The sequence below is a fragment of the Nocardiopsis sp. TNDT3 genome (assembly GCF_003427465.1).
GTDB lineage: Bacteria > Actinomycetota > Actinomycetes > Streptosporangiales > Streptosporangiaceae > Nocardiopsis > Nocardiopsis dassonvillei.
This window is the reverse complement of the sequence record NZ_QPFC01000721.1, coordinates 1-3,000: the sequence shown is the minus strand read 5'-3', so window position 1 is coordinate 3,000 and position 3,000 is coordinate 1. Positions and strand designations below refer to the sequence as shown.

General features: G+C 77.7%; 2 protein-coding genes and 1 pseudogene. All 3 read left to right on the top strand.

Annotated elements, in window-relative coordinates:
- A pseudogene (locus DQW06_RS17840) lies at positions 1 to 264 on the top strand (hypothetical protein); the annotation flags it as partial.
- A gap of 10 nt (positions 265 to 274) precedes the next feature.
- Positions 275 to 1,897 carry a murein biosynthesis integral membrane protein MurJ gene (gene murJ, locus DQW06_RS17835; protein ID WP_013154038.1) on the top strand — a complete coding sequence of 541 codons (1,623 nt, stop codon included), beginning with the start codon at positions 275 to 277 and terminating at the stop codon, positions 1,895 to 1,897.
- Entirely contained in the window at positions 1,894 to 2,976 is a 1,083-nt protein-coding gene (locus tag DQW06_RS17830) for a glycosyltransferase family 4 protein (protein WP_013154037.1), read from the top strand. Before murJ ends, DQW06_RS17830 begins: the two co-directional genes overlap by 4 nt.
- Positions 2,977 to 3,000: the final 24 nt, after the last annotated feature.

Below are 3,000 nucleotides of genomic sequence, written 5' to 3'. Positions count from 1 at the left end.
CTGCTGGGCCCCGTCGTGGGCGCCTCGGCCGCGCTGCTGCCCGACGAGCTCGCCGAGCGCTCCATGCTCGGCGACGCCGGGGCCAACGCCCTGGGCGCCGCCCTCGGCGCGGCCGCCGCGGCCCGGGCGCCCCGCCCCGTGCGCGCGGCCCTGCTCGCGGGGGTCGCCGCCCTGACCCTGGCCAGCGAGCGCGTCAGCTTCTCCCGCGTCATCGACCGCGTTCCGGCCCTGCGCCGCCTCGACCGCTGGGGCAGGCACGAGTGAGACGGCCACGGTGTCCCGTACCATCCAGGGGGTGACGCGCGGAGTAGGCACGGCGGCGGCGCTCATCGCGGTGGTCACCGTGGGGGCCAGGCTGGCGGGGTTCGGGCGCACCGTGGTCTTCTCCCAGACCGTCGGCGACACCTGTCTGGGCACCGCCTACGTCACCGCCAACCAGCTGCCCGCCGTCCTGTTCGAGATCGTCATCGGCGGGGCGCTCACCGCCGTGGTCGTCCCGGTGCTGGCCGCCGCCGCCGAGCGCGGCGACCGCGAGCAGGTGCGCCACACCGCCTCGGCGCTCATCACCTGGGTCCTGCTGCTGGCCGTGCCGCTGTCGGCGCTGCTCGCCCTGGTCTCGGTCCCGGCGATGGCGCTCATGCTGGGCGCGGGCCAGGGCTGCGACCGGGGCGCGCTGCTCGGGCTGTCCGCCCGCATGCTCGCGGTCTTCGCCCCGCAGATCGTCCTCTACGGTCTGGCCTCGGTGCTCTACGGCGTCCTGCAGTCCCACCGCCGCTTCCTGGCCCCGGCCCTGGCCCCGCTGGTGTCCAGCCTTGTGGTCATCGCCGCCTACGTGGCCTTCGTGCCGCTGGGAGCCGACCACCGCCAGGACGTGGCGGGCCTGCCGCTGGCGGCCGAGCTCGCCCTGTCCCTGGGCACCACCGCCGGGGCGGCGGCGCTCTTCCTCACGGTCGTGGGGCCCGCCCGGCGGCTGCGGGTGCGGTCCCGGCCGCGCCTGACCTTCCCGCCCGGGGTGGGCGGGCGCGTGCGCTCCCTGGCGCTGGCCTCCCTGCTGCCGCTGGCGGCCATGCAGCTGTGCCTGCTGCTGTTCGTGGCCCTGGCCAACCGGGGCGGCGGCGCGGGCGCGGCCGTGCTCCACACCTACGCCTGGGCCCTGTTCACCCTGCCCTACGGGGTGATCGCGGTGCCCATCGCCACCAGCGCGTTCACCGCCCTGGCGGTCGCGCACGCCGAACACGACCGGCGGGGGTACGCCTCCCTGGTGTCGGGCGGCGCCCGCGCCTGCGTGGTGGTCACCGCGGGGGTGGGCACCGCCCTGGCCGCCGCCGCGGCCCCGGTGGCCCTGGTCTTCGCCCAGCACGATCCGCTGACCCTGGAGCGCGCCCTGCTCGCCTACGCTCCCGGGGTGGTGGGATTCGGGCTGGTGGCCCTGCTCAGCCGTGCCCTGTACGCCTCGCACCACGGGCGCCTGGCCGCCACGGCCCAGGTGGTGGGGTGGCTGGTGGTGATGTTGTGTGCTGTGGTGTTGGTGTGGACCTTGCCGCAGGGCTGGTCCATCGCCGGGCTGGGCGCGGCCAGCACGGTCGGCCTGAGCCTGGCCGCGGCCCTGCTGTGCGTAGCGGTGGCGCGCACGCACGGGCGCGCGGCCCTGACGGGTGTGGCGCGCTCGGTACTGGCCGCGGCGCTGGGCGGTGTGGTCGGGTGGACCGCGGGGCGCGCGGTGGCCGCGGCCCTGCCCGCGGACGGCGTGTGGCAGACGGTGGCGGCGGCCGCGGTGGCGGCGACGGCGGCGCTGGCCCTCTACGCGGCCGTCGCGGCGGTGGTGGACCGTCCGGCGGTGCGTGCCGTCGCCGACCGGGTCGGGACCGTACTCGAACGCAGGAGGGAGAGGCGTTGAACGCCAGGATCGCGCTGGTCATCGGTACCAGCAGTGGAGGGGTGGGCCGCCATGTGCGCTCGCTGGGCGCGGGCCTGGCCGCGCGCGGCCACCGGGTGGCGGTGCTGGGCCCGGCCTCCGCCGAGCGCGAGTTCGGCTTCACCTCGGAGGGCATGCGCTTCTCCCCGGTCGGCATCGGAGCGGCGCCCTCCGCGGGCGATCCCGGCGCGGTGCTGCGCCTGCGCGCCCTGACCCGGGGCGCGGACGTGGTCCACGCGCACGGGCTGCGGGCCGGGGCCCTGTGCGCGCTGGCCGGCGCCTCTCCGCTGGTGGTGACCGCGCACAACGCGCCGCCGCTGGTGCGGGGGGCGCTGTCGGCGGCCTACCCGGTGCTGGAGCGGATCGTGGCGCACCGGGCGGACGTGGTGCTGGGGGTGTCGGGCGACCTGGTGCGCAGGCTGCGCTCGGTCGGGGCGCGCGACGCGCGGCTGGCGGTGGTGGCCGCTCCCGAGACCGGCGCTCCGGTGAACGGGCGCGAGGCCACCCGGGCCGACCTGGCGGTGCTGCCGGAGCGGCCGCTGCTGCTGACCGTCGCCCGCCTGGCCGAGCAGAAGGGGTTGGACATGCTCCTGGCGGCGGCGCCTGCCATCGCCGACCGCCGCCCCGAACCGGTGGTGGCGATCGCCGGGGACGGGCCCCTGTGGGGGCAGCTGCACGACACGGCCGCGGAGATGCGCGCGGACGTGCGCATGCTGGGGCACCGCGCGGACGTGGCGGACCTGCTGGCGGCGGCGGACGTGTTCTGCCTGACCAGCCAGTGGGAGGGGCCCTCACTGGTGATCATGGAGGCGTTGCGCGCGGGGCTGCCGGTGGTCTCCACGCGGGTCGGCGGCATCCCGGACCTGTACTCGGGGACGGTGCTGATGGTGCCGCCGGGGGATCCCGCGGCCTTCGCCGCCGCCGTGGGCCGGGTGCTGGACGACCCGGCGCTGGCCGAGGACCTGCGGGCGCGCTCGCGCGAGGCGGCCAAGGCGCTGCCGAGCGAGGAGGACGCGGTGGAGGCCGCCGCGGGCGTGTACAAGACGGTGCTGCGGCGGTGACGTGGGGCGCGAGGGGAGCGGGGG